Raw genomic sequence first — 22,664 nt, 5'->3', positions numbered from 1 at the left:
GCCGCCGGCAGTGCTCGCTCTCCTCATGTAGCAGGCTACATTCCGGGAGCTGCGCTCCGGCGGCGACCAGCCTCTCATCGCTCGCGACGCAAATCACTCTCGCCCAATTACCTGCACATTAAGCGAGAGCTTTTTCGATCACTTCATACACATTCGGCGAGAGCTTCTCGGCGCGGATGCGTTCGAGTTCGCCCTTCATCAGCGCCTGGCGCGACTCGTCGAAGCGCTGCCAGCGAGTCAGCGGCGTGACCAGTCGCGCGGCGATCTCCGGGTTGAGCCGGTTGAGTTCGATCACCACGTCGCTCAGCAGCCGGTAGCCCTCGCCGTCGGCACGGTGGAAGTTGATGCGGTTCTGGTTGGCGAAGGCACCGACCAGGGCGCGCACCTTGTTGGGGTTCTTCAGCGAGAAGGCGGGATGAGCCATCAGATGCTTGACCCGATCGAGGGCATCCGGCTGGGGCCGGGTGACCTGAATGGTGAACCACTGATCCATCACCAGCGAGTCGTGAGCCCACTTCTCGCCGAAGGCGCGCAGCGCAGGGGTGGCCAGATCGTCGCGGCTGCTGTGGGTCAGCAGCGTCAGCGCGTGGCGCACGTCGGTCATGTTGTGGTCGGCCTCGAACTGTCGGCGCGCCAGCTCGATGGCCTGTTCGTCCTCGATGGCCATGAGATAGGAGAGGGCTACGTTCTTCAGGCTGCGCTGGGCGATCTGTTCGGGCTCCGGCGCGTAGGGCGCATCGCTCACGTTCTCCTCGTAGAGGCGCAGGAAGTCGTCGCGCAGGGTGGCCGCCAGTGACTGCTTGACGAAGTCACGCGCGGCGTGGATCGCCTCGACATCTACCAGCGGCTGCTGCTCCGCAATGTAGGCTTCGCTCGGCAGCGTCAGCATCTCGGCCAGCACCGCCTTGTCGTCGCCACCTCGCTCGAGCAGGGCACGGAAGGCCTCGACCACGCGCGGGTCCATGACCTTTTCCACGCCATTACGATGGGCGGCGATGAGGTCGTCCAGCGCCAGCATCGCCAGGCGCTGCCCTGCGTCCCAGCGGTTGAAGCCGTCCGAATCGTTGGCCAGCAGGAAAGCCAGATCCTCGCGGGCATAGGGAAAGCGCAGTTGCACCGGCGCCGAGAAGCCGCGCAGCAAGGAAGGTATCGGGGCCTCGGAGACGTCGGTGAAGACGTAGGTCTGCTCCTCTTCACGCAGATGGATAACGCCATCGCTGCCGAGCGACTCGCCGTTCAGCATCAAGGGCAGGTCGCGGCCGGTCTTGGTGCCCACCAAGCCCATGCGAATGGGAATGTGCAGCGGCTGCTTTTCCGACTGCCCCGGGGTCGCCGGCGTGCGCTGGCGCAGTGTCAGGTGATACTCGGCGTGGGCGTAGTCGTACTCGCCATAGGCATCGATCTCAGGCGTACCGGCCTGGGAGTACCAGTGCATGAACTGGGAGAGATCCTGCCCCGAGGCCTCGGCCATGCAGGCGACGAAGTCCTCGATGGTCACGGCCTGGCCGTCGAAGCGTTCGAAGTAGAGGTCACTGCCGCGGCGGAAGGCTTCCCAACCCACCAGGTTGCACAGCATGCGCACCACCTCGGCACCTTTCTCGTAGATGGTCAGGGTGTAGAAATTGCCGATCTCGATGTAGTGGTCGGGACGCACCGGGTGCGACGTGGGGCCGGCATCCTCGGCGAACTGGGCGGTGCGGAAGAAGGCCACGTCCTCGATGCGCTTGACCGGCGCCGAATTGACGTCGGCGGAGAAGCACTGATCGCGAAAGACGGTGAAGCCCTCCTTCAGCGAGAGCTGGAACCAGTCGCGGCAGGTGACGCGGTTGCCCGACCAGTTGTGGAAGTATTCATGGGCGACGATGCCCTCGACGCGCTGGAAGGTGGCGTCGGTGGCGGTATGCGGGTGAGTCAGCACCGCCGCCGAGTTGAAGATGTTGAGCCCCTTGTTCTCCATGGCGCCCATGTTGAAGTCGTTGACCGCGACGATCATGAACAGATCGAGATCGTATTCGCGTCCGTAGGTCTCCTCGTCCCACTGCATGGAACGCTTGAGCGAGGCCATGGCGTGGTCGGTCTTGCCCAGGTTCTCCTCCTCGACCCAGATCTGCAGGGTGACCTCTCGCCCGCTCATGGTCGTGAAGCGATCCTCGACTTTCTGCAGGTCACCGGCCACCAGCGCAAACAGGTAGCTGGGCTTGGGGAAGGGGTCGTCCCAGGTGACGAAGTGGCGCCCACCGGGCAGCTCGCCCCGCTCCACCGGATTGCCGTTGGAGAGCAGCACCGGCAGGCTCCCTCGATCGCCGATCACCGTGGTGGAGAAGGTGGCCATGACGTCGGGGCGATCCGGGTAGTAGGTGATACGACGGAAGCCCTCGGCCTCACACTGGGTGCAGTACATGCCATTGGAAAGATAGAGGCCTTCAAGCGCCGTGTTCTCCTTGGGCGCGATCTCGACTTCGGTGTCCAGGCGGAAACGCTGGGGCGGACGGTGTACGGTCAGCCCGCTCTCACCGAGCGTGTACTCGTCGCCGGCGAGGGGCTGACCATCGATGGCGATGGACTTCAGGATCAGTTGCTCGCCGTCGAGTTCGAGTGGCTCATCGAGCTCGCACTCAGGGTTGCGCTCCAGCTGCAGGCTCGCCTTGACGAGGGTCGCCGCGGGATAGAGCTCGAAGGTCAACCCGACATGGGTCACACGGTAAGCGGGGGGCCGATAGTCGTGGCGATACGTCGGCTTGGGTTCAGACATCGGGAAGACTCCTGTCCATGGTCGGCGCCCATTGTACGGTTGGCGGCTCCCCAACCTCAAAGGCGCATTGCGTCAGCGCCGCACGAAACGCGCCGAGTCGCCGTCCAGCCGAACGGGTTCGGGGCGCGTGGCGATCCACAGCCCCAGCAGCGCCAGACCGCTCACCAGCAGCACTTTCAGCCACACCGCACTGAGAGTGAAGAGGAGCACCAGGATCGAGAAAGCCAGCATGCCACCGGCAAGCCATTTGGCATGACGAGGAATCGCGCGCTCGCCCTCCCAGGCCACCACGGTGGGACCGAAGCGCGGGTGCTCGCGAATCCACCGAGCGAAGCTCGGCGAACCGCGAGAGGCCGCCCAGACGGCCAGGAGCATGAAACAGGTCGTCGGCATCAGCGGCACGAAGACGCCGATGACCCCGAGTCCAAAGCTGACCCATGCCAGAGCGATATAGAGAGCGCGTCGAAGCGAATGCATGCAGGTAGCTCCAATTCGGCGTTGCCAGCTCTCCTCATTGAAGCGCATCTCGGCAGTGCGAGCCAATCGGCCATCCCTATGGCCGCATTAGAAAAAAGAAAGCCCGCCCGGAGGCGAGCCGTCACTATGCACTAAGGACTAGCTCGAAGGACTAGCTCGAAGGGCTCAGTCGCGGAAATTGTCGAACTGAAGTGCCAGGTCGGGGCCGCCCTCGCCGCGCAGCATGGCGATCACGTCCTGCAGATCGTCACGCTTCTTGCCGGTGACGCGCACCTTCTCGCCCTGAATCTGGGCCTGTACCTTGAGCTTGCTGTCCTTGATGCGCTTGACGATGTCCTTGGCCTCCTTCTGCTCCAGCCCCTGCTTGAGCTTGACCTCCTGGCGGGCGCGCACGCCGGAAAGCTCGGGCTCCTGCACGTCCATGCAGCGCGCATCGATGCCACGGGCAATGAGGCGGTTGCGCAAGACGTCGAGCATCTGCTTGAGCTGGAAATCGACCTCGGCCTCGAGCAGCACCGTGTCGCCGTTCAACTCGAAGCTGGCCTTTACGCCCTTGAAGTCGAAGCGGCTCTGGACCTCGCGATTGGCCTGATCCACCGCGTTGCTGGCTTCGTGCTTGTCGTATTCGGAAACGATATCGAAAGAAGGCATGGCTTTTCCCTGTTTGCCCGGTACGCCGCAAAGTCTACCAGCCCCACGCGTCCCCTGCGCGTCTAGGAGGCTTCTTCAACCGGATCTTCGGCTGCGATGAGCGACTTGCCCATCTGCCAGCCGGCGCAGCCATCTTCGTAGTAATCAGCGAGCCAACGCTCCAGGCGAAACCCCATGCGGCGGTACAGTCCCAGCGCGATACGGTTGTCGGCTCTCACCTCGAGCCCCAGCGCCTCGGCTCCCTGGTCCACGGCCAGGCGTTCCAGCGCTTCGAGCAGGCGACGCCCCAGACCGCTTCCACGCGCCTCGGGGTGAACGCAGAAGGAGTAGAGCCGGGCACGACGGCTGCCGCGCCGGAACAGCAAGGTGCCGTAACCCAGCAGCCTTCCATTCTCCGCTTCGGCAAGCAGGTTCCCGGCATGAGCGCGATTCAACAGATGCCAAAGCTGCCGGCGGCTGAAGCGGTCGCCACTGAAAGCCAGCTGTTCCAGGCGATAGAGTGCGTCCAGATCCTGAGGACGGGCCTGACGCAACGTAACGCTCATCGAACTCTCCGCAACGGGCTGCAATCATCATGTGTCGTAGGCAAACGATCATGATCCCGACACTGCTATTGGAGAGTCGGGATCATGAAATCATTTCACCAGTCGATACGCTTGTCGACAGGAAGTTGCAACGGCATGCTGGCGGCATCTGGCAGCACCCTGCCGTCGTCTTCAACCGAAAGGAACTCACCCATGTGCCCCTTGCGAATCGTCGTCGACCGACAGGAAGACTGGCAGCCCTACTACCCCTCCGAGGATCTGATCAGCGCTGACGACTTCCTCGCCCTGGACCGCCGTCACCGCAGTGCCGCCGACCAGGATCGCAGCACCCATGTGATCAATCTGTGCGGCGAACTCGACTACCTGGGTACCGGTTACTACGTCTCGCTGCTCGCCCAGGCCCGCGGACAGCGGGTCCTGCCGAGCGTCGAGACCCTCAACGAGTTGTCACGCAAGGCGCTGGTCGATCTGCAATTGGATACCTTGGCCCCGCTTTTGGGTGAACTGGCCCGCCAGGGCCGCCTCGCCGGTGACAGCGTGACGCTGCGGGTGCTGTTCGGCGAATGTCTCGAGCCCGAGCTGGCCCGCCTAGCCCGCAAGCTGTTCGAGCGTCTGCCCTGCCCATTGCTCGAGGCACGCTTGGTGCGACGCCACGATCTGTGGCGCCTGGCACGCCTCAAGCCGGTGGCGCTGCGCGATCTCAACGTCGACGAGCAGGACCTGTTCGCCTCAGCGCTGAACCGCCACTCGCGCAAGGTATGGCGCACGCCCACGGCGCGCCGCCGCTATCGCTTCGATCTGGCCATCCTCGTCGACCCCAAGGAGGCCATGCCACCCAGCAACACCAGTGCTCTGAAGGCCTTCATTCGCGCCGGCCGCAAGCTGGGCATCGACGTCTCGCTGATCACCCGGCGCGATGCCGGCCGGCTGGCGGAATTCGACGGACTCTTCATCCGCGAGACCACCGCGCTGGACCATCACACCTACCGCATGGCCCGGCTCGCCGAACATGAGGGGTTAGTGGTGATCGACTCGCCGCGGGATATCCTGCGCTGCACTAACAAGGTCTACCTGCACGCTCTGCTTCGGGCGCGGGGGGTGCCGGCGCCCGAGGGTATCCTGCTCAAGCGCCGCGACCGACGCCCCCTGGCCGAGCGCGTCGCCGGCATGAGCTTTCCCATGGTGCTGAAGATTCCCGACGGCTCCTTCTCCCGCGGCGTGGTCAAGGTCGAATCGCTGGAGCAGCTCGAGCGCGAGAGCAAGCGGCTGTTCGATGACTCCGCCCTGCTGCTGCTGCAGGAGTGGCTGCCCACGGAGTACGACTGGCGTATCGGCGTGCTGGACGGCCAGGTGCTGTTCGCAAGCCGCTATTACATGGCCCGCGGTCATTGGCAGATCTACGACCACTCGGGAGCACGCGTAAAGAGCGGCGGTTTCACTACTCACGACCCGTCCGAGGTGCCACTTGCGGTCATCAAGGCGGCCTTGAAAGCCACTCGCCTGATAGGTAGTGGGCTCTATGGCGTCGACATCAAGCAGGCAGGAGAGCGGGTCGTGGTCATCGAGGTCAACGACAACCCCAACGTGGATGCAGGCATCGAGGATGCTCGGCTCGGGCGCCAGCTCTACGAGCGGATCATGGCCGTCTTCCTGGCACGCATGGAAGCCCGGGTAGCGGCCAGATCGGCCAGCGAGTAGGGCTTACTCAAAAAAACAAATTCCATCAATAGATTACTCGAACACCTTCTATCCTTGTCGCTGTTAGGAGACAGATCAAGCCCTTGATCTGCAAGGCTCAGTGAACTTTGCGCCTGAGATGTCTCCAAGTGGCGACACAATTGCGCCACCACTTCAGATAACAATTCTTTATCTTCACGCCAGCCCTCTGATTGGGAAGACTTTTTTCCAGTTGGCGTGGATGTTGCCTACCGTAGGGCACGCTAGCGAAGAAAACCCAGCCCTGTACGCCGTTAGCGTCGGTGAATACCGGCGCGATGGCGTTGATTGGATGAACAGGGCATTACTGCAAGGAGCGATGACGATCATGAAAATCACCATCTTCGGATCAGGCTATGTGGGACTGGTCACCGGCGCCTGCTTGGCCGATGTCGGCCACCAGGTCATGTGCGTGGATGTCGACCATGACAAGGTGGAACGGCTGAATGCTGGCGAAATCCCCATCTACGAGCCCGGCCTGGAAGATCTGATCGGCAAGAACAAGGCTGCCGGCCGTATCGAGTTCACCACCGATGCCGCCAAGGCGGTCGAATTCGGTCTGTTGCAGTTCATCGCCGTGGGCACCCCCTCCGACGAGGATGGCAGCGCTGATCTCAAGTACGTGTTGAAAGTCGCCGAAACCATCGGTCAGCACATGAACGACTACAAGGTCGTCGTCGACAAGTCGACCGTGCCGGTAGGCACGGCCAGCAAGGTGGAACGCACCATCGCCGCCGAGCTCGAGAAGCGCGGCGCGCGCCTAGAATTCGACGTCTGCTCCAATCCGGAATTCCTCAAGGAAGGTGCCGCCATCGAAGACTTCTCGCGCGGCTCGCGCATCGTCGTCGGCACCGGTTCGGAACGCGTCAAGCAGGCCATGCTGGAGTGCTATGGCCCTTATAACCGTCAGCGCGACAAGATGATGTTCATGGGCGTGCGCAGCGCCGAGCTGACCAAGTACGCCGCCAACGCCATGCTGGCGACCAAGATCAGCTTCATCAACGAAGTCGCCAACCTCGCCGAGCGCCTTGGCGCCGACGTCGAGGAAGTTCGCCATGGCATCGGCTCCGACCCGCGCATCGGCTACAGCTTCATCTACCCCGGCTGCGGCTACGGTGGCTCCTGCTTCCCCAAGGACGTCAAGGCTCTGGCCCACACCGCCGAGGAGATCGGTCATCCGGCCGAGATGATCAAGGCAGTGGAGCGGGTCAATGCGCGACAGAAGAACAAGCTGTTCGAGAAGCTCTGCCAGGCCTTCGACGGCCAGCTTGCCGGCAAGACCATCGCCATCTGGGGGCTGGCCTTCAAACCCAATACCGACGACATGCGCGAGGCGCCCAGCCGCGCGCTGATGGAAGCGCTGTGGGACGCCGGCGCGCGTGTCCAGGCCTACGACCCGGAAGCCTCCGACGAGTGTCGCCGTATCTATGGCGAGCGCGATGACCTGGTGCTGGCCGAACGTCGCGACGACACCCTGGAGGGCGCCCATGCACTGGTGATCTGCACCGAATGGAAGGCCTTCCGCACCATCGACTTCGCCGAGCTGCACGACAAGCTCGAGGAGCCGGTGCTGGTCGATGGTCGCAACCTTTTCCAACCCGATACCGTCAAGCGAGCCGGGCTCGCCTATTACGGTATCGGTCGAGGCGACTCCGTACGACCCGTGCTGGCGTGAGGAGCTGCAATGTCCTCTACTCCCCGCGACCACACCGTCGCCAGCCGAATCACGGAGCTGACTACCTTCGTGTTCGGCATGGCGCTGCTGATCCTGATCGTCAGCGAGCTGCCGACGGATGTGTTTTCGCCCGAGTCGCAGAACTTCTTCTTCGTCATCGGGACGATTGCCATCTGGCGGTACTCCTGGTGGGCAGTGCAGGCAATCCGCTCGGTCTGGTACAACCGGGTGATCTTCCCGCGCATGCGGGCCGAAGCCGATGCGGTGGACGAGCACGAAAAGCCTCCGGAGCTTTTCGTGCTGTGCACCTCGTTCCGCATCGAGGCTCGGGTCAACTTCCAGGTCTATGATGCCCTGGTCAGGGAAGCTCACGCCTACGGCGTGCCGACGACGATCTTCGCCTCCGTCTCGGACCGTACCGACGTGGATGTCATCACCCACGTCATGGACGAGCACGGCTGGCCGCAGAACGTCGAAGTGCGCTACATGTTCCAGAAGGGGGACGGCAAGCGCTCGGCCATGGCCGAGGTGCTGCGGGCGATCTCCCGGCGCCTGCCGGCGCCGGGATCGCTGCTGATCTCGATGGATGGCGATATCCGGCTCGAGCCGGGCACGCTGTCCCGTTCGCTCTCCTTCTTCGCGGCACAGGACGACCTGGGGGCACTGACTACCAACAACCGTGCCGAGGTCACCGGTAACGACGCCACCCGCGAGTGGTATGACCTGCGCTATGCGCAGCGCCACCTGATGATGAGTTCGATGTCGGTATCGCGTCGGCTGCTGGTGCTTACCGGCCGCTACAGCGTGTTCCGCGCCGACCTGGCGACCCAGCCCGACTTCATCGAGCTGATCGAGAGCGACCACGTCGACCACTGGCGCTTCGGCAACTTCAAGTTTCTTTCGGGGGACGACAAGTCGTCCTGGTACTGGCTGCTGAAGAACGGCTGGCGCATGCTCTACATTCCCGACGTCTACGTGACGGGGTTCGAGGAGCTGCCTGATCGGCGGCGTTTCTTTGCCTCGACCACCGACCTGATGCGTCGCTGGTACGGCAACATGCTGCGCACCAGTAACCGCGCCATTGCGCTGGGGCCTCGCCCGATGGGCATGTTCACCTGGTGGAGTCTGGTCGATCAACGACTCTCCATGTGGACGACGCTGGTGGGGCCCACTGTGGTGACCCTGGTATCGCTGTTCATCAGGCCCTCGTTCTTCTTCGCCTATGTGCTGTGGATCCTGATGACCCGCGGCATTGCCACTCTGATCCTTGCCTGGCAGCGCGGGCGCTTCAGCCTGCTGTGGATCCCGCTGATCTATTACAACCAGGTGTGGGGTGCGATGCTGAAGACCTATGTCAGCTTCCGCTTCAACCGTCAGAAGTGGTCGCGCCAGGGCATTTCGGCGGGCGAGCCGGACGATCCAGCAGCGGCCCGCAGGCAACGCCGAATGGGCCACCTGCTGCATGGCTTTGCCTACGGCGTGCTGCTGTTCGTGCTGATCCTGTCGACCGGTGTGATGGCCCCACCCGACCGCACGTCGCTGCATATCGCCCGGGACCAGACCTGGGAGCGCAATCAACAGCCGGAGAGGCTCGACCGCTGGATCGCCGCCGCCATGGCCGACAACAGAACGAGTGAAGCGGTGCAGCTCCCGCCAGGACACTTCCGCTTGGAAGGCGATCTGATCGACACCCTGCAGCAAAGCGCCCGGCCGAGCGACAGGCAGATCCAAGGCAATCGCCGCACCACGCTGGCGATATCGCCCGCCTTGGCGGAACTGATGCAGGGACCCGATGGCGAGCCGATCCAGGATGCCGTGCAGTGCACCGTGGATGCGTCCTGCCAGTTGGCTCTCGATGAACACAACCTGACCCTCGTCAACGTAAGACTCAGGGTCGAGCCCGCCGCCCAAACGGAAGTAGCGGCGACTCAACCCTGACGCAAGGAGCGACCTACGGATGACTGATCATTTTTCCAACGACGACCCCAAGCGACACGAGCCTACCCTCGGTGGGGATCGCGCAAGGAGGCAACCCGATGCTGCCGCCGAGCCGGGCGGCGTCGATCACGACAGCGCACGCTTGACTCGTGGCGACCGCCTGCAGCACGAACGGCGCGACGAGCGCGGCTACATTCGCGTTACCCTGCCCTTTCGCGTCGACCTGGGCGACAGCGATACGGAGCTGAGTGGCAACGACGTCTCCCTGGGCGGCTTTTCCGCCCACAGCCGGCGCGACTACCAACCCGGTGAGCGCATCTCCGCCTCGCTGCTGATGATGGCAGGCGCCACCGAGCTGATCGTCCCACTGAAGGCGGAGTGTTTGCGCACCACGCCCGCTGAGCGCGGCGAGGGTTACGACGTCAGCTTCGAGATTACCGAGATCGAGCCGCAGCACCGCGAGTTGCTGCGCCAGATCATCCGCAGCGCCCTCAGCGGCCGCTCGCCCAATGTCGAAGGATTGATTGGTGGCGAAGACCCGCAGACGCCCCGCAAGCGCCAGGCGTCCAGAGCGCTACCGCCGGCACGGCCGCCCAAGCCCATGGGGCGCTACATCCTGTTGTTTGCCGCCATCGGCGTGCTGGTCCTGGTAGGCGCCGCAACCGCCTACCGCAACTTCATGCTGATCGAGCCCAGCTTCGCCGCCGTGACGGCACCGCGCATCGACATTCGCGCTCCCAGCCCGGGCATTCTCGGCGAACATGAACTGGTGGCCGGCGACCAGGTCGAGCGCGACCAGCTGTTGACCAACGTGATCAATAGCGACCTAGAGTCCGACCTGATCCTTGCCGAGGCGGCGCTGGACTACAACAACCGGCTGCTCGACAACCTGCGCGAGCACATCGAAGGCGGCATGCAGGAAGTCAGTCTGGCCAACTCGGCCCAGCCGGCCAGCGGCGACACCATGACCTTCGAGTCCGTCTCGCCTGAGATCGCGCAGGCACGTATCGACCAGTTCGAAACGGTGCGCGACTACGAGAGCTCGCGTATCGCCGCCCTCGAAGCCCGCATGGCCAGCAACGACATCTACAGCCCCTGCGACTGCCTGGTGGCATGGGCGCTGAGCAGTGCCGACGGGGTCTACATCAACGAAAGCGAACGGATCATGACGCTGATCCGTACCGACGAGGACGACGTGCTGGTCGAGGCGCTGGTCCACATGAACGACATCAGCCGTATCGACCCCGACCAGCAGGCCTACGTTACCCTGGCCAATGCCAACCAGCCCATTCGCGCCCGAGTGCGCAACGTCGCTCTGGACGTCGAGCGCCAACCGCGCGCCGGGTTCCCCAGTTGGGTGCGACAGCAGCAGAACGTAGCCAGCGTGCTGCTGGTACCGGAGGAGCCGCTGCCGGCCGAGAGCGTCGGCCAGCCGGTGGACGTGCGCTTTACCGAAGCCCCGCTGCTGGGTGCCGCCTCGGAGCGAATCTGGCAGGGAGTACGCTCGGTCATCCAGTTCGGCGATGATATCTACCGCGCAGCCATGGAGGACAACGATGAAGTTACCGACGACAGCTAAGGAACGCGGTTCCGTCGGCATGCATTCCAGCCTGCTGCTGGGATGCCTGACCCTGCTACCGGTCGCGGTCGGCCACGCTGACGAGGGCGCAGAGGCCCTCGTCGACATTCCACAGGAGATAGCCTGCTCACAGCGCTACACGGCAATGGAGACGCCGCGGCCACGCCAGGCGGCGAATGCCACGGCTGCGGACGGCCATGCCGCCGTGCGCCAGAACTTTCATACCACGCGCCACTGGGGCACCGACGAGAACGTCGAGCGGCTGGGCGCCGGACAGACCGGCATCGGCGAACCCGGCCTACGCGTACGCTACCCCGCCGGCACCTCATCGCCGGGAGAAGAGCCCCGCGGTGGCGCCGGTTTCTACAGCGATCCGCCTTCTCTGCAGGGGGCCGACCGTGCCTGCCTGAGCTATATGGTCCGCTTTCCTGCCGATTTCGACTTCGTTCGCGGTGGCAAGCTGCCGGGGCTGTATGGCGGTGAAGCCCCCTCGGGCGGGGAAGAGGTCGACGGCGTGAACGGTTTCTCGATGCGCCTGATGTGGCGCGAGGAGGGCGAAGGCGAACTCTACCCCTATGTGGTCGGCTTCGAGGGCGCTTCGATCGGGCGCGGCTTCTGGCATTTTCCCCTTGGCCAGTGGGTGACCGTCGAGCAGGAGGTCGTACTCAACGATCCCGGCCAGGAGAACGGCGTTGCCAGGCTGTGGGTCGACGGTCGCCCGGTGCTGGAGCACCAGAACGTGGTGTTTCGCACCACGCCCGACCTCACCGTCGACGGCCTGATGTTCTCGACCTTCTTCGGTGGCACCGGCGAAGGGTGGCGCACGCCCCGCGATCAATACGTCGACTTTGCCGCGTTCCGTTTCTACACCCCCTGACACCCACGTTCGAGCGCCAATGGAGCGACGCCGATCATGCCCCTTGCCGTAGTAAAAGGACTTATTCGACACCCGCTGCTGCCGTTGCTGCCTGTCGCCCTGCTGGCGATGAGCGGCACCGCGGTAACGGCCGACACCCTCTCGCGAGAGGAGCGCATGGAACTCGACCTCTCCGAGTATCGCGTCAATGACACCGATGCCAGCTACTTCGACGTCGAGGCGCGCAAGGCCCTGCTGAGCGAGACCCGAAACCCGCTGCTGTTGCAGGTCGAGGAAGAAGCGGGGCTGGGAATCAGCTGTCGCCAGAAGCTGAACTACGAGCCGATCACCACTCGTGGCGGCATACCGGGCTTCTATCCCAGCCCCGACGAGTGGGAGCTCGCCACCGAACCGCTGTTCGCCTTCGAAGACAGCGTCTCGGAGTTGGCCGGGGCATTCGTTGCCACCGGCGACACCTTCTATGCCGACTGCCTGGTGAAATATCTGTACGGCTGGGCCAACGCCAAGGCGCTGACCACCTTCCGCTATGACTCGCTGGAACCCCAGGCGTGGTTCGCCTCGGAGTCGATGCTGTTCGCCGCGGCCATGGCCTACTCCGTCGTGCGCCCCTACGTGGAAGGGTTCGAGGAGGAGCGGGCAGAAGTGGAGCGGTGGCTGCACGGGCTCGCCCTGCAGCACTCGGCGATACCCGGGGAACCGGAAGAGAGCTGTTGCAACAACCACTTCTACCGCCGCGCGCTCTACGCCAGCATGGTTGGCGTGCTGGTCGAGGATGACGACTTGTTCCGCTTCGGCGTCAGCGCCATCTATTCCGCGCTGCACGACATGACCGAAAGCGGCGCGCTGCCCCTCGAGGTGGGCCGCGGCCGGCGCGCCATCCACTATCAGAACTACGCCCTCAACTATCTGATCACCAACATGCAGGTGATTCATCGCCAAGGCTACGACATCTTCGATCTGGAATACGAGGGTAGCACCATCCACGAAGCCATCGACTATCTGTTCGTGATTCTGGACGACCCGGCGGCGTTGGAAGACTACGCACCACTCGAGCAGTTCATGGGTTTCCTGCGTGACCCCCAGTACTTCACTTGGATGGATATCTACCTGGCCCACTACGAGCACGAACCGATGGCCGACTTCGTGACCCGAGTACGCCCCACCTACAACCGCAGTGCGGGCGGCTTCATCACCCTCTACTTCATGGCCCCCGATGCTCAGGAGCACATCTACATGGACGAGGAGCGCCGCAGCACCGAAGCGTTCCGCGGCTTGGGGAATTGAAACGGGGCCAACTGCTACACGATACGACGACACATAGAGAGGGGAACACATGGAACGAATAGCGAACAGGACTCGACTCATCCCCTCGCTGCGATTCACCGCAGCGATAACCCTGTCGGCCTGGCTGGCCGGCTGCGCCGTGACGCAGGGGACGCCGGGCGGCGAGCATGCCCAGCCCATACCCGAGGCACATGAAAGCTGGTTCTCTGGTGGCCTTGATACCAACATAGATTCGATGGACTGGGACCAAATCAATCGCGCCCAGGACCTGATCGAAACGGGCCGCTATGACGAGGCCATCGAGCACTTGCAGCCGTTGATAGAACGTTACGTGCCGCCCGCCTATTATGAGATGGCCAAGCTTTACGATCAGGGCCTCGGCGTCGAGCAAGATCCCTCTCAAGCTGCTCGCCTCTACGGTCAAGCGATTGAGCAGCCTTCGTCCATACGCGGCCATGCCTCGTTGAACCTGGGCCGCCTCTACCTCGAAGGCCGAGGCGTGGAGCGTAACGACTTACTCGCCTACTACCTGCTGTGGCAAGCCAAGGAGGCCGATCTCGACCGCAATGCCGAAGTGCTGCTGGCCCGCCTGCTGGCCGAAGGCGGCGAAGGCGTCGAGGCCGACCCCGAGCTGGCCCACCGGCTCTACAGCGAAGCGGCTGAGCGCGGAGAGCCTGAGGCCCTCGAGGCCCTGGCAGAAGCCCATGCCCCCGGCGGCTGGCTGGAAGAGGATCCGGCCCGCTCGATGGACTACGCCCAGCGCTACGCCGACATACTCGAAAGCGAGGCGGCCCAGGGCGAGGTCAACGCCATGTTGCAGCTGGCGTCGTTGCATAGCGAAGACGGACTGCTCGGCGACCAGCCCGATCAGCGTATCCACTGGTTGCAGCAGGCGGCCCAGGCCGGCGATCTCGATGCACTGGCCCGAGCCGGACGCGACCTGACCCGGGACGGGAATCGCCAGCAGGGTCTCGAGCTGCTGGAAGATGCGGCAAGCCAAGGCAGCGTCGATGCCATGACTCATCTCGGCCAGGCGCTGCTCGAGCCCGAAGCCGGCAATCCCGAACCGGTGCGCGCCGAGCGCTGGCTGCGCGAGGCGATCGAGGCCGGCTCGATCGATGCCCGAGTGATCCTGGGACGCGCCCTGGTGGAAGGCCAGGCCGGGCTCAACGACCTGCCCCGCGGCATGGGCCTGCTCGAGCAGGCCGCCGAGCAGGATCATCCGCTGGCGTTGGCACAGCTGGGCTCGCTCTACCTGAACGACGAGCGGATTGCCGGCCAGCCCTACATTGCCGTCGACTATCTCGAACGCAGCCATGAGCTCGGCCACCCCTGGGCCACCGAGCAGCTCGGCGGCGCCCTGCTCGAGGGGCGCGGCACGGCACCGGATCCCACTCGCGCCGAGGAGCTGCTGGAGCAGGCCGCCGAGCGCGGCCAGAGCGGTGCCATGCGCATACTGGGCGCCGCCTATCTCGCCGGCGAGGTGCTGCCGTATGACCCTGTCAGGGGGCGAGAGCTTCTCGAGCACGCCGCCCAGGCCGGCGACACCACAGCGCTGACCCAGCTCGGCGAAGCGTATCTGGATGGCAGCCTGGAAGGCGACCCCCGCGAAGGTATCCGACTGGTGGGTCAGGCCGCCCATGAGGGCGATGCCTATGCCATGGTGGTACTGGGCCGTGCCTATCGCCATGGCGACGGCGTGGAGCGCGATCTCGCCGAGGCCAATCGCTGGCTCACTCGCGCTCAGGAGGCGGGCCATGAGTCCGCCGACGACGCTCTGACCTATGTCCAGCGCGACCTGGGTGCCCAAGGCGATATCCAGGCCCTCGTGGCAGCGGCGGAAGACGGCCACCCCGGTGCCATGGCCGACCTTGGCCGTGCCTTCCTCAACGGTGAAGGCGTCGAACGCGATCAGGGCCGGGCGGAATACTGGTTGGGGCAGGCGCATCAGGCCGGCCATGCCGGCGCCGCCGCAAGCCTCGGCCGCCTGTACATGGATAGGGGTGACGACGCGACAGCCATCGAGTACCTGGAAGCCGCCGTGGCCCGTGGCCACACCGGCGCGCGAGCCAATCTGGGGGAGGCCTACCTGGCCGGCAACCATGTGGAGCAAGACGTCGACCGCGGGCTGGAGCTGCTGCAGCAGGCCGCCGATGCGGGCATGCCGAACGCCGCTTTCGCGTTGGGTGAGGCCTATCAGCACGGCGACGGCGTCGAGCAGAACGCCGAGGAGGCCGAGCGCTGGTATCAGCAGGCCGTCGACGCTGGCGCCGACTATGCAAGCGCCGGCCTGGGCCTCGCCCTGATACGCGGCGACGGCGCCATTGCGCAGGACGTCGAGCGCGGCTACGAGCTATTGCTCGCCGCCGCCGAACAGGGCCATCCCGGCGCTCAGGCCTCCCTCGGCCGTGAGTATCTGCGCGGGGTGAACGTGGACCGTGACCCGGAGCGAGGCGCCGACTACCTCTACGAAGCTGCCAGCCAAGGGCACCACAGTGCCCGCCTGGCCCTGGCCGAGGCCTATCTCACCTCCCGTGGCCTGCAGGCCAACCAGGAGCAGGCTCTGCTGTGGCTGGACAATGTCTTCGAAAGCGAAGGTCAGCTCGCCGTGGAAACGCTGCGCCAGCTGCTCTCCGACGAGGAGGCCATCGCTGCCGCCGGCGACGTGGAAATAGCAGAATGAACCGCTGACTCGTCAGCGAGCCGGCGCATCAGGCTCGCTGGCACTCGCCGCGGCGGCGCTTCGCGTAACGAACGAGGCCGGCGACTTGGCCGGCCTCGAATCGTTACTGCGTATACCGCACTGTCACGGTCAAGCGTCGAAGGGGTTGCGCAGCACGATGGTCTCGTTACGGTCGGGACCGGTCGAGACGATGTCGATGGAGGTACCCACCTTCTCCTCGAGGTAGCTGATGTAGGCGCGTGCATTGGCCGGCAAGTCCTCGATGCGCTTGGCCCCCAGGGTCGACTCGCTCCAGCCCGGCAGGTCCTCGTAGACCGGCTCCACCGCTTCGTAGCCCTCGGAGTCGACAGGGTTCTCCATTACCTCGCCATCCTTGCTGCGATAGCCCACACAGACGCGGATATTCTCCAGACCGTCGAGCACGTCGAGCTTGGTCAGACAGATACCGGAAACGGAGTTGATCTGCACCGCATGGCGCAGGGCCACGGCGTCGAACCAGCCACAGCGGCGCGGGCGCCCGGTGGTGGCGCCGAACTCGTGGCCACGTTCGGCCAGATGGCGGCCGTGCTCGTCGAACAGCTCGGTGGGGAACGGGCCGGAGCCGACTCGCGTAGTGTAGGCCTTGGTGATGCCGAGCACGTAATCGAGATAGAGCGGGCCGACGCCGGAACCGGTAGCGGTGCCGCCGGCGGTGGTATTGGAGCTGGTAACGAAGGGATAGGTGCCGTGGTCGATATCGAGCAGCGAACCCTGAGCCCCTTCGAACAGGATGTTCTCACCGGCGCGACGCAGCTCGTGGACCAGACCCACGGTATCGCAGACCATGGGACGCAGCTCTTCGGCCATCTCCATGGCCTCGTCGAGGATCTGCTGGAAGTCCACGGCTTTCTCGCCGTGATAGTTGACCAGCACGAAGTTGTGGTAGTCGAGCACCTCGCCCAGTTTGGAGGCGAAACGCTCACGATGCAGCATGTCGCCCAGGCGCAGGCCACGACGGGCCACCTTGTCCTCGTAAGCCGGTCCGATGCCACGCCCAGTGGTACCGATCTTGGCCACACCGCGGGCCTTCTCACGCGCCAGGTCGAGGCGCACGTGGTAGGGCAGGATCAGCGGGCACGCCGGCGAGAGACGCAGCCGCTCGCGCACCGGCACGCCCTTGGCCTCGAGTTCGCGAATCTCCTTGATCAGCGCCTCGGGAGAGAGCACCACGCCGTTGCCGATGACGCAGGTCTTGTCCTGGCGCAGGATACCGGAGGGAATCAGGTGCAGAACGGTCTTCTCGCCGTCGATGACCAGCGTGTGGCCGGCGTTGTGTCCGCCCTGGAAACGGACCACCGCCGCTGCGGATTCGGTCAGCAGATCGACCACCTTGCCCTTGCCTTCATCACCCCACTGGGTGCCCAGCACGACTACATTCTTGCCCATTGTGTCTCGTCTCTCGTGTCAGCGCCGCGTAAGTGCGCGTCGATGATCCGGCCCGCGGGCCGCGCTCGTGATCCGGCCCGCATGCCGGTGTCGTCCAAATCTGGCCTCGGCCACCGCGCCCAGGCCTAGAGTGCCTCCGTCTGCCAGCGCCCGTCGACCAGGCTCAGACGGCGGCTGCAGCGATGCACCTCGGGAGATGTCGTCTGCCCCGGCAGTGCCTGTACAACCCGCTGCCCGCCGTCGCGCAGCGCGGCAATCGCCTCGCTCAGCCCCTCTCCGGAGGCCGGCGCCCAGATGCCGTCGCAGGCCGGCTCGCTCTGCACCAGGGTAGCGAGCAGCTTGAGATCCATCGAGAAGCCGGTGGCGGGTCGGGCACGGCCGAAGGCGCGACCCGTATCGTCGTAACGCCCGCCTTTGGCCAGGGCCTGTCCGTAACCCGGCACGAAGGCCGCAAACATCATGCCGGTGTGATACTGATAGCCACGCAGCTCGGCCAGGTCGAAGTATATCTCGACCTCGGGATGCTCCTCGATCACGCCCTGATGCAGCGCACGCAGCTGAGCCAGCGCTTCGGCCACCGCCGCAGGGGCGCCGGCGAATGCCTCACGCGCGGCCTCCAGCACTTCGGCACCGCCATGCAGCCGCCCCAGCGCACGGAACATCTCTGCCAGCGCCGGGTCGGGTACGCTGACCTCGACCTGCTCGGCCAGGGCACCGGGCGACTTGAGTTCCAGCGCTTCGAACAACGCCCGCTCGCGGTCGTGATCCAGTGCTGCTGCCTGTACCAGGCTACGATAGATGCCGATGTGGCCCAGCGCCAAGTGCAGCTCGGCGGCCCCGGCCGCCTTGAGGCTCTGCAGCGCCAGGCGCAGGATCTCGAGGTCGGCTTCCAGGCCTGCGTGGCCGAACAACTCGACGCCGACCTGCACCGGGCTGCGTCCACCCTGATACTGGTCGGCCTTGGCACGCAGCACGTTGGTGCAGTAGCACAAACGCGCCGGCCCCTGGTGGCGCATGGAGTGCGCATCCATGCGCGCCACTTGGGGCGTCACGTCGGCGCTCACGCCCATTAGGCGGCCGGTGAGCTGATCGGTCAGCTTGAAGGTCTGCAGGTCCAGGTCGGTACCGGTACCGGTCAACAGTGAGTCGAGAAACTCCACCGGCGGCGGCATGACCTGGTCGTATCCCCAGCGGTAATAGAGATCGAGCAGCGTGCGGCGCAGCTCCTCCATGCGGCTCGCCTGGGGCGGCAGCACCTCATCCATGCCGTCGGGCAGCAGCCAGCGGTCAGCGATGGTCATATGGTCAATCCTGCAAGACGATTGGGCGGGGCGAAAAGGGTTCCGAAGGTAAAAAAGGCCCACAAAAAAACCGGGCCACGCCCGGTTCAAGGATTCTATCACGTTTGACGCCAGGTTGAACCCCGCCATGCGGGGGCAACGAGCGTCGGCCGGCCCGCGGCCGGCCGACGCTGCGGGTCACTCGTCGTTCTGGATCGCCGGGCTGCGCAGGTAGCGGAAGAAGTCGCTGGTCGGATCGAGTACCAGCATGTCCCGCTCGCCGTCGAAGCTCTCGCGGTAGGCATTGATGCTGCGCCAGAAGGTGAAGAATTCCTGGTTCTGGCCATAAGCCTCCGAGAAGATCGCTGCCGCTTCGGCATCGCCCTCACCGCGCAGGGTCTCGGCCCGCTCGGTGGCCTGGGCCAGCAGTACCTGGCGACGACGGTCGGCGTTGGCGCGAATCCGCTCGGCCTCTTCCTGACCCTGGGCACGCCACTCGCGCGCTTCCCGCTCACGCTCGGAGCGCATACGGTCGAAGACCGCAGCGGAGACGTCCTCGGGCAGGTCGATACGCTTGACGCGAATGTCGAGGATCGACACCCCCAGCTCCTCACGCATCAGCGCGTCGAGCTCCTGGGTCGGCCGGATCATCAGGTCGTCGCGACGCTCGGCGATGATCTGCTGCAGATCCAGACGACCGAACTCGTTACGCAGGCTCTCGTCGACCCGCGGCTGAATCAGGCGGATCGCCATCATCTCGTCGCCGGCGGTAGCCTCGTAGTAACGGGTGGGGTTGACCACCTGCCACTTGACGTAGGAGTCCACGATCACAGCCTTCTGCTCAAGCGTCAGGTAGCGGCTGGTATCGGTATCCAGCGTCAGCACACGGGTATCGAACTTGCGAACCGTCTGGGTGATCGGCACCTTGAAGTGCAGCCCGGGCTGGATGTTCTCTTCGATGACCTCACCGAAGCGCAGCTTGACGGCACGCTCGGTCTCGTCGACCACGTAGAGACTGTTGCTGGCCAGCCAGGCCACGGCAGCGAGGCCACCCACGATGATCAAGGAACGGTTGTTCACCATTTAGCGGCCCTCCCTGCGGATACCACCGGTATTGCCACCCTGCGCCGAGCTGGTCGTACGCAGGCGCTCGAGCACACGCGGGTCGAGTTCGCCGCTTTCGCCGCGAGCCGCCTCACCGTTGCCTTCGCCACCGCCAGTCTGGCCACCGGGGCGCTGGTCGAGCGGCAGGTACATCAGCGGTGCGTCGTCGCGCACGTCGATCAGCACCTTCGGTGTGCGAGCGAAGACGTCGGCCATGGCGTCGATGTAGAGACGCTCACGCATGATCTCCGGTGCGTTGCGGTACTGAGCCAGCAGCGCGTTGAAGCGGTTGACCTGACCCTGGGCTTCAGCCACCACCGACTCGCGGTAACCCTGGCCCTGCTCGACCAGACGCTGCGCCTGACCCTGAGCGGCCGGGATGATGGCGTTGGCGTAGGCCATGCCTTCGTTGATGGTCCGCTGACGATCCTCACGGGCCCGGATCACGTCGTCGAAGGCATCGATGACGGGTGCCGGCGCGGAGGTCGACTCGATGTTGATGGTCTGCAGGCGGATACCGGTACCGTAGCTGTCCAGGTAGGTCTGCAGGCGGCTCGCCACCGAGCTGCCGAGGATCTCACGACCGGAGGTCAGAATCTCGATCATGTCGGTGCCACCAACCACGTGACGCAGCGCGCTGTCCAGAGCGTTCTCGATGGAGAGCTCCGGGTTGCGCACGTTGAGCACGAAGTCGCGCGGGTTGTTGACCTGATACTGCGCCGAGATCTCGACCTCGACGATGTTCTCGTCACGGGTCAGCATCGACTGAGTCTGGGTCAGCGAGCGTACGCGGGTCACGTTGACCATGCGCACGTCGTCGATCAGCGGCGGATTCCAGTGCAGGCCGGGGCCGACGACAGTCTGGAACTCACCGAAGCGCAGGACCACACCGCGCTCGGCCTGATCGACCAGATAGAAACCCATCGCCCCCCAGATGCCCAGGGCGATGATCAGCAGCAGTCCTGGCAGCGCAAAGGTGTTGCGGGGCCGACCGCCGCCCTTGCCACCGCCGCCCTTGCCGCCGCGACCGCCAAGCATGCCGTTGAGCTTGTCCTGAAATTTCTTCAGGGCCTCGTCAAGGTCGGGTGGGCCCTGGTTGCCGCCACGGTTGCCACCGCCGCCCCCACTGCCGTTACCGCCACTGCCGCCACCGCGTCGGCCCCCACCGCTCCAGGGGTCATGCTGGTTGCCGCCACCCGGCTCATTCCAAGCCATACGTCGTCTCCACTCTGCGTTGCCTCTCTGTCGGCGCTTCGCTCAGCCGCACGGAGAAGCCGGTTGCCATCCTGTAGGGCGCCGGTAGGTTCCGCCGCCGTTATTTCTAGGGGAAGTCGATCCAGTCGATCAGGACACCGCAGTCGTCACGCATCCCATACTGGCCGCTCGTGCAGCTCGGACGGAAGATAGTCTTCCGCCCGCTCTCCCAGGCGAGCCATCAACTGCAGGAAATCACGGCGAGGCAGGCGCACGTCGAGCCGCACCTTGCCGCCTTCCTCGTAATGTTCTTCTTGTACGGCACCAAGCTCATGCATGCCTGCGCGCAGACGGCCCTGCTGCGGCGACAGCTGCATGCTGAACTCGATCACGTTATCCGCCAGACGCTCCGACAGCGCCTGGCCCAACAGCTCGAGCCCCCGCCCATCGCGGGCCGAGAGCCACACCACTTCGGGCCGACCCTGCCCGTCGCGCTCGATTCGCGGCGCACTGTCGAGCAGGTCGATCTTGTTCATCACCTTGAGCATCGGCACTTCCAGCGCACCGATCTCGTCGAGCACCTTCTCGACCTGCTCCACGTTGAGTTCGCGATCGGGATCGGCGGCATCGATCACGTGGACCAGCAGTGATGCTTCCGTTGCCTCCTGCAGGGTGGCCTGGAAGGCCTCCACCAGCTTGTGCGGAAGATGACGAATGAAACCTACCGTATCCGCCAATACCACCGGGCCGACGTCACCGACCTCCAGCCGCCGCAGGGTCGGGTCGAGCGTTGCGAACAGCTGGTCCGCCGCGTAGACCTTCGCCTCGGTCAGCGCATTGAACAGCGTCGACTTGCCGGCGTTGGTATAACCGACCAGCGACACGCTGGGAATTTCGGCTCGCTCACGGGCACGACGATTCTGGCTGCGCTGGCTGCGCACCTTGTCGAGCCGCTTGTGAATTGCCTTGATGCGCGCCCGCAGCAGGCGGCGGTCGGTCTCCAACTGGGTCTCGCCGGGCCCGCGCAGGCCGATACCGCCCTTCTGACGCTCCAGGTGGGTCCAGCCTCGCACGAGGCGGGTGGACATGTACTCCAGTTGCGCCAGTTCGACCTGCAGCTTGCCCTCGTGGGTGCGCGCGCGCTGAGCGAAGATGTCGAGTATCAGCCCGGTTCGGTCCAGCACCCGGCACTTGAGCTCCCGCTCCAGGTTGCGCTCCTGGGAGGGGCTCAAGCCGTGGTTGAAGATGACCAGCTCGGCACCGTGCACCTGCAGCGCCTCGCGCAGCTCCTCTAACTTACCGCTCCCGATGAAGGTACGCGAATCGGGGCGATGCCGGCTCCCGGTAAGCAACATGGCCGGGGCGGCTCCGGCGGAACGGACCAGCTCCAGGAACTCACCCGGATCCTCGCGCTCGCGATCGTCGTGAAAGTCCACATGAACCAATACTGCCGTTTCGCCGGCGTCGGGTCGTTCAAAAAACAA

At 64.7% G+C, this 22,664-nt stretch carries 16 protein-coding genes; 7 read left to right on the top strand and 9 right to left on the bottom strand.

Going from position 1 to position 22,664, the window contains the following annotated elements; translation table 11 throughout:
• Window positions 1–118: 118 nt before the first annotated feature.
• The 4 genes from pepN to HOP59_RS10035 all read right to left on the bottom strand — a co-directional run bounded on the left by pepN (window position 119) and on the right by HOP59_RS10035 (window position 4,425).
• Window positions 119–2,752: an aminopeptidase N gene (gene pepN / locus HOP59_RS10050; RefSeq protein ID WP_234253878.1), complete on the bottom strand. Its 2,634-nt coding sequence runs from the start codon at window positions 2,750–2,752 to the stop codon at window positions 119–121.
• Between the two features lie 72 nt (window positions 2,753–2,824).
• Window positions 2,825–3,229: a YbaN family protein gene (locus tag HOP59_RS10045; protein WP_234253877.1), complete on the bottom strand. Its 405-nt coding sequence runs from the start codon at window positions 3,227–3,229 to the stop codon at window positions 2,825–2,827.
• A 165-nt stretch (window positions 3,230–3,394) separates the two neighbouring features.
• Window positions 3,395–3,880, bottom strand: a complete 486-nt coding sequence (locus HOP59_RS10040) for a YajQ family cyclic di-GMP-binding protein (protein ID WP_234253876.1) — start codon at window positions 3,878–3,880, stop codon at window positions 3,395–3,397.
• 62 nt (window positions 3,881–3,942) lie between these two features.
• Window positions 3,943–4,425, bottom strand: a complete 483-nt coding sequence (locus HOP59_RS10035) for a GNAT family N-acetyltransferase (protein WP_234253875.1) — start codon at window positions 4,423–4,425, stop codon at window positions 3,943–3,945.
• Between the two features lie 192 nt (window positions 4,426–4,617).
• Here HOP59_RS10035 and HOP59_RS10030 point away from each other — a divergent pair, with 192 nt between their 5' ends.
• The 7 genes from HOP59_RS10030 to HOP59_RS10000 all read left to right on the top strand — a co-directional run bounded on the left by HOP59_RS10030 (window position 4,618) and on the right by HOP59_RS10000 (window position 16,177).
• Window positions 4,618–6,123, top strand: a complete 1,506-nt coding sequence (locus tag HOP59_RS10030; protein WP_234253874.1) for a RimK family protein — start codon at window positions 4,618–4,620, stop codon at window positions 6,121–6,123.
• 346 nt (window positions 6,124–6,469) lie between these two features.
• On the top strand, window positions 6,470–7,816 hold the full coding sequence (locus tag HOP59_RS10025) for a UDP-glucose dehydrogenase family protein (protein ID WP_010627328.1): 1,347 nt from the start codon (window positions 6,470–6,472) through the stop codon (window positions 7,814–7,816).
• A 9-nt stretch (window positions 7,817–7,825) separates the two neighbouring features.
• A complete protein-coding gene (locus HOP59_RS10020) occupies window positions 7,826–9,754 on the top strand; it encodes a glycosyltransferase (RefSeq protein ID WP_234253873.1) in 1,929 nt (642 codons plus the stop codon).
• A gap of 19 nt (window positions 9,755–9,773) precedes the next feature.
• On the top strand, window positions 9,774–11,333 hold the full coding sequence (locus HOP59_RS10015; protein WP_010627326.1) for a PilZ domain-containing protein: 1,560 nt from the start codon (window positions 9,774–9,776) through the stop codon (window positions 11,331–11,333).
• Entirely contained in the window at window positions 11,311–12,210 is a 900-nt protein-coding gene (locus tag HOP59_RS10010; RefSeq protein ID WP_026037981.1) for a polysaccharide lyase, read from the top strand. The genes HOP59_RS10015 and HOP59_RS10010 overlap by 23 nt, the downstream gene beginning before the upstream one ends.
• 36 nt (window positions 12,211–12,246) lie before the next feature.
• Entirely contained in the window at window positions 12,247–13,494 is a 1,248-nt protein-coding gene (locus tag HOP59_RS10005) for an alginate lyase family protein (protein ID WP_010627324.1), read from the top strand.
• A 49-nt stretch (window positions 13,495–13,543) separates the two neighbouring features.
• Complete coding sequence (locus tag HOP59_RS10000) at window positions 13,544–16,177, top strand: tetratricopeptide repeat protein (RefSeq protein ID WP_234253872.1); 2,634 nt, start codon at window positions 13,544–13,546, stop codon at window positions 16,175–16,177.
• 129 nt (window positions 16,178–16,306) lie between these two features.
• Here the strand turns inward: HOP59_RS10000 and HOP59_RS09995 are convergent, their stop codons facing one another.
• The 5 genes from HOP59_RS09995 to hflX form a co-directional block, all read right to left on the bottom strand.
• Entirely contained in the window at window positions 16,307–17,602 is a 1,296-nt protein-coding gene (locus HOP59_RS09995) for an adenylosuccinate synthase (RefSeq protein WP_010627322.1), read from the bottom strand.
• Window positions 17,603–17,727: 125 nt separating this feature from the next.
• On the bottom strand, window positions 17,728–18,903 hold the full coding sequence (locus tag HOP59_RS09990; RefSeq protein WP_234253871.1) for an ATP phosphoribosyltransferase regulatory subunit: 1,176 nt from the start codon (window positions 18,901–18,903) through the stop codon (window positions 17,728–17,730).
• A 177-nt stretch (window positions 18,904–19,080) separates the two neighbouring features.
• A complete protein-coding gene (gene hflC / locus HOP59_RS09985; RefSeq protein WP_010627320.1) occupies window positions 19,081–19,965 on the bottom strand; it encodes a protease modulator HflC in 885 nt (294 codons plus the stop codon).
• Window positions 19,966–21,201: an FtsH protease activity modulator HflK gene (gene hflK, locus HOP59_RS09980; RefSeq protein ID WP_234253870.1), complete on the bottom strand. Its 1,236-nt coding sequence runs from the start codon at window positions 21,199–21,201 to the stop codon at window positions 19,966–19,968.
• Window positions 21,202–21,347: 146 nt separating this feature from the next.
• The gene (gene hflX, locus HOP59_RS09975) at window positions 21,348–22,664 is read right to left on the bottom strand and encodes a ribosome rescue GTPase HflX (RefSeq protein ID WP_026037979.1); all 1,317 of its coding nucleotides are present in this window, start codon (window positions 22,662–22,664) and stop codon (window positions 21,348–21,350) included.

The sequence above is a fragment of the Billgrantia aerodenitrificans genome, assembly GCF_021404405.1.
Taxonomy (GTDB): domain Bacteria; phylum Pseudomonadota; class Gammaproteobacteria; order Pseudomonadales; family Halomonadaceae; genus Halomonas; species Halomonas aerodenitrificans.
Note: the sequence above shows the minus strand (reverse complement) of the source record. Positions and strands in the feature narration are given on the sequence as shown.